This is a genomic window from Paracoccus sp. PARArs4 (assembly GCF_947311865.1).
GTDB lineage: Bacteria > Pseudomonadota > Alphaproteobacteria > Rhodobacterales > Rhodobacteraceae > Paracoccus > Paracoccus zeaxanthinifaciens.
Window position 1 is genome coordinate 1 of record NZ_CAMZMW010000037.1, and the last position, 4707, is coordinate 4707.

Genomic DNA, 4707 nt, shown 5'->3' on the forward strand with positions numbered 1-4707 from the left:
TGGCGCGGTTGACGGGGCTCGAACCCGCGACCCCCGGCGTGACAGGCCGGTACTCTAACCAACTGAGCTACAACCGCCCAACTCATCCCCCAGCCGTTCGCCTGCTGGGGTGAGGCGGGGTTTACGCACAGCTATCGTCGCCGTCAATAGCCCATGCGACATTTTTGAGAAGAAAACGCAGAAACTTTCAAATCGGCTTTCGAAACTCAGCAATCGCAGGGGGTTACGACATATCGGCCTGCGGGGATTCAGGGATCTCGGCCAGCCGGTCCGAGGGTTGCGCGATGAATGCGCGAACCTGGCCGTCGGGCTGCTGCTGGAATGCAAGCTTCGACAGGGGCAGCGTCGCCTTGCGTTCGCCAAGCCCCAAGAAACCGCCAAACCCGATGGTCGCCGTCCCCTCCGATGGGTTCAGCCGTTCGACATGCCCCACCTCGACATCGTCGGCCGAGATGACGGCCATCCCGTCGATCCCGGCGGCCATCGCCGCGCTCAGATCCACGAGCACGTTGTCCTGACGCAGCGCGACCGAGTTCACCTCGGACGTGGCGACAAGCGTTGCGGGGGCGTTCTCGAACGGGGCTTGCTGGGCGAAACCGATGCCTGCGGGCAGGATTGCAGTCAGGGCGACAAGAATGGGTCGAACGGTCATCACGTGGTCCTTCCGATGGGGGCGCCAAAGCTGGTGACGGGTCACAACCCCCTTGGCGCAGCTTTGTTCCCATACCCCCGCGGATGACTGATGCGCCCGCCGCAGACCGGTTCGGGGACATTGGTCGTCATCGGCCCCGAGATCGGCAACCCCTTCAGCACGCGCACCGCCAGCCACCCGAAGGCCTGCGCCTCGAGCATGTCGCCGTCCATGTCTACAGCCTCGACCGGCATCACCTTGGGCGCAAGCTTGGCGGACAGCGCCTGCATGATGGCGCGATTGTGCCGCCCGCCCCCGCAGACCAGGACCGAGCCAGGCGCTTCGGGCAGCCATTCCATCCCCGCCCGGACGGCGCTTGCCAGCGCATCGACCAGCGTCGCGGCGGCATCGGCATCGGACAGTGGCGCCACCGCAACCGACAGCGCGGCAAAGCGGTCTCGGTCCAGCGATTTCGGCGGCGGCCGCCGGAAGAAGGGATCGGCCAGAAAGTCGCGGACGATGGCCTCATTAACACAACCGGACAGCGCCAGAGCGCCGCCCTCGTCGCGCGACATGCGCAGGCGCGCGCGCAGAAGGTCGTTGATCGGCGCATTGGCCGGGCCCGTGTCGAAGGCAAGGCAGGCCCCCTCGGCCTCGGGGGCGGGCAGCCGCGTATCGACCCAGCTGATATTGCCGACCCCACCAAGGTTCAGGAAGGCGACCGGCCCGCGTTCCAGCAGCCCCTGCCCGACCGCCCAATCCGCGCAGGCCCAGTGAAAGAACGGTACCAGCGGCGCACCCTCGCCGCCGCGGCGCACGTCCTCGGTGCGGAAATCCCAGACGACGGAGCGGCCGGTCATCTGCGCAAGCCGTGCGCCGGACCCCGCCTGATGCGTGCCGCGCCCGCCCGGGTCATGCGCGAAGGTCTGCCCGTGATAGCCCAGAAGCTGCGCCTCGGGAAAATCGGCGGCCAGTTCTGCATGGGCAGCCTCGGACAGGGCGGCGCCATCGGCCACGCCCGGATCGCCATGCCATTTGCCCAGAAGCGAATGCAGCAGGCCGGATTCGTTGTCGCCATAGGCGCGGAACCCGCTGCGGCCAAAGCCCTCGATCCGGCGGCCATCCGTGCGGATCAGCGCCGCGTCCACCCCGTCGAGCGAGGTTCCCGACATCATTCCAAGGGCCGTGATCATCGCGCCTTCCCCTTTTATCGCCGCACCTGTATATCGCCCCGCAATAGAAGGATGAAGCCCATGACCTACCTGCCCAAATCCGACTTCCTGCGCATCATGTCCGAGCGTGGCTACCTGGCCGACTGCACGGATTACGAGGCGCTGGACAAGGCTTTGCTCCAGGGTCCGGTCACGGCCTATATCGGCTATGACGCGACGGCGGCCAGCCTGCATGTCGGCCACCTGCTGAACATCATGATGCTGCGCTGGTTCCAGAAGACCGGCAACAAGCCGATCACCCTGATGGGCGGCGGCACCACGAAGGTCGGCGATCCGTCCTTCCGGTCCGAGGAACGTCCGCTGCTGGACGATGCCGCGATCCAGTCGAATATCGACCGCCTTCAGAGCGTCTTCGCGCAGTACCTGCATTACGGCGATGACGGCGCGCTGATGCTGAACAATGCCGAATGGCTGGACGGCCTGAACTATCTGACCTTCCTGCGTGATATCGGACGGCATTTCAGCGTTAACCGCATGCTGTCCTTCGAATCGGTGAAATCGCGCCTGGACCGCGAACAGTCGCTGAGCTTCCTCGAATTCAACTACATGATCCTGCAGGCCTACGACTTCCTGGAGCTGAACCGCCGCTATGGCTGCCAGCTGCAGATGGGCGGCTCGGACCAGTGGGGCAACATCGTGAACGGGATCGACCTGACCCGCCGCGTGGACGACCGTACCATCTGGGGGCTGACCTCGCCGCTGCTGTCCACCTCGGACGGGCGCAAGATGGGCAAGTCGGCGGGCGGCGCGGTGTGGTTGTCCTCGGACATGCTGTCGCCCTATGAGTTCTGGCAGTTCTGGCGCAACGCGACCGATGCCGATGTGGGGCGTTTCCTCAAGCTCTATACCGAGCTGCCGGTCGATGAGTGCGAGCGTCTGGGCAAGCTGGAAGGGTCCGAGATCAACGAGGCCAAGGTCCTGCTGGCGAACGAGGTGACCACCCTGCTGCACGGCGCGGATGCCGCTGCCTCGGCGATGGAGACCGCGCGCAAGGTCTTCGAGGAAGGCGGGGCGGGCGGCGATCTGCAGGTCGCGACCCTGCCAGCCGACACGCAGGACGGGCTGAGCATCGTGCAGGCGCTGGTCCAGTCGGGCATCGTCGGCAGCGGCAAGGAGGCCAAGCGCCTGATCGCCGAAGGCGGGCTGCGCGCCGACAACGAGGCCGTGACCGATCCGCAGATGGCGCTGTCGCGCGACGCGATGGCGGCGGGGATCAAGATCTCGGTCGGGAAGAAGAAGCACCGGATGCTGAAACTGGCCTGAGCCAGACGCAAGGCTGCCATGCAACCGCCCTGACGTAGCGTCGGGGCGGTTTATCTTTGATCGGCGGGTCAATATATGCGCCGCCGTGGGAGGGATGGACCCGAACCCGGAGATTGAACGATGTCGAAAGACGACAAGACCACCAGCATCGCCGCACGCAAGCGCAGCCTGGAAGCCGACGCAGTGCTGGACCAGATGTACGGCTATTTCACGCGCGAGGACGAATCGCGCAAGGTCGTCAGCGAATTCGACGCGCAGAAGGCCGCCTGAGCCACCGCGTCGCACGCCGATCACGGGGCCCTGCGGGGCCCCTTCTCATGCAGCCTTGTCGACCGCGATCCGCGCCATCTGCAGGATCGCATCCCGGTCCGAGGCCACCGCGATGAAGCGCGCATTGTGGCAGAACCGCGCGCCCTTCACGCCCGAAGCCTGTTCCAGCGCCTCGTCGGTCAGGCCGGCCCATTCGGCTGGCAGATCGGCACGCAGTCCGAAGCCGTCATCGTCGACCCGGATCCCCGTAAGCGCCCAGTCGCCGCCATCGCGGGGATGGACGACGAACAACAGGTGATCCGCCCCCGACGCCACGATGGCCGAGCGATATGGCATGCCCATCGGCAATTCCAGCACGCGCCCCTGCCCCGCCTGCGCGATCGCCTGCCGCACGACGCCGTCCGCGCGCCTGCGCGACGCCTTGCGCGCGATGGCGGCCTCGACAAAGGCGCGGGCAATGACCAGCGCCCGATCGAAGGCGCGATCGTCGGCATCGGGCGCCGGGTCGTCGAAGACCGGCTTCAGGCTCTCGAGCAGCATGGGCAGCGTAAGCCCCGACAGCGGCCCCGCCACGGCAGGGCTGACCGCGCCATTGTCCAGAAGGTCGATGGGCAGCACGAAGTCCTGGTCGAAGGCGCGGTGGATCTCCTCGATATCGGCATCGGGCACGTCCAGCGCCCGCAGGTAGTCGCGTCCGAAATGCCGCCAGACCAGCCCGAACGAGCTGAACGGCTGCCCGTCGTCACGCAGCGGCGCATCCTTCTGGTGGTGATCGAATATCCCCCGCCCGGCGTCGTAATCGCGCCCGACATCGTAGATCACGCGCCCCTCGGCCGGGGTGATCCATTCCGACGCGCGGGTGCGCTTCAACTCGGCATCGGGATGCAGGCGTGTCAGCACGACCGAGGACAGAAGCTCGTCCGCGTGGAAGCCGCCGTTATGGGTCACGAGATATTGGATGGTCATCGGCGTCTTCCGTCAATTGGAACGACCGCCCGAGGGGGCGGCCATCATGGTGTGCGTCTGCTGGGCGGGCGGATCTTGTAGTCTCGAGCATAGTTGGTGCCGAAGGTAGCGATTTACACAGCAACTACAATGGTCATCAATGACCACCGATCAAAGGTTTTGCAGGCTCGGAGCAAAGATCTGTCCGCGCGCCAGTTCTGCTGACGAAAGAAAAGGGCCCGCATTCGCGAGCCCTTCGGCACAGGCATTCAAAAAGGCGCCGTAACTCTAGGCTCCAGACTCGTTAATTTTCAAAGCCAGAAGATGACAGTTGCGGCGAGAGCGACGGCGGACAGAAAGACCCTC

5 protein-coding genes and 1 tRNA gene are annotated in these 4707 nt (G+C 65.6%); 2 read left to right on the top strand and 4 right to left on the bottom strand.

From position 1 onward, the window contains the following. The 3 genes from QMZ16_RS16190 to QMZ16_RS16200 form a co-directional block, all read right to left on the bottom strand. Positions 1-77, bottom strand: a tRNA-Asp gene (locus QMZ16_RS16190). Between the two features lie 146 nt (positions 78-223). Further along, positions 224-652 (bottom strand): hypothetical protein, encoded by a 429-nt coding sequence (locus QMZ16_RS16195; protein ID WP_282604017.1) that lies wholly within the window; start codon positions 650-652, stop codon positions 224-226. A 41-nt stretch (positions 653-693) separates the two neighbouring features. Continuing rightward, a complete protein-coding gene (locus tag QMZ16_RS16200; protein WP_282604018.1) occupies positions 694-1824 on the bottom strand; it encodes an anhydro-N-acetylmuramic acid kinase in 1131 nt (376 codons plus the stop codon). A gap of 60 nt (positions 1825-1884) precedes the next feature. Here QMZ16_RS16200 and tyrS point away from each other — a divergent pair, with 60 nt between their 5' ends. Further along, complete coding sequence (gene tyrS, locus QMZ16_RS16205) at positions 1885-3126, top strand: tyrosine--tRNA ligase (RefSeq protein ID WP_282604019.1); 1242 nt, start codon at positions 1885-1887, stop codon at positions 3124-3126. Positions 3127-3246: 120 nt separating this feature from the next. Continuing rightward, positions 3247-3396: a hypothetical protein gene (locus tag QMZ16_RS16210; protein ID WP_022707566.1), complete on the top strand. Its 150-nt coding sequence runs from the start codon at positions 3247-3249 to the stop codon at positions 3394-3396. A gap of 45 nt (positions 3397-3441) precedes the next feature. On the opposite strand, the gene QMZ16_RS16215 is transcribed toward QMZ16_RS16210, so the two are convergent. Continuing rightward, positions 3442-4362, bottom strand: a complete 921-nt coding sequence (locus QMZ16_RS16215) for an MYG1 family protein (RefSeq protein WP_282604020.1) — start codon at positions 4360-4362, stop codon at positions 3442-3444. Positions 4363-4707: the final 345 nt, after the last annotated feature.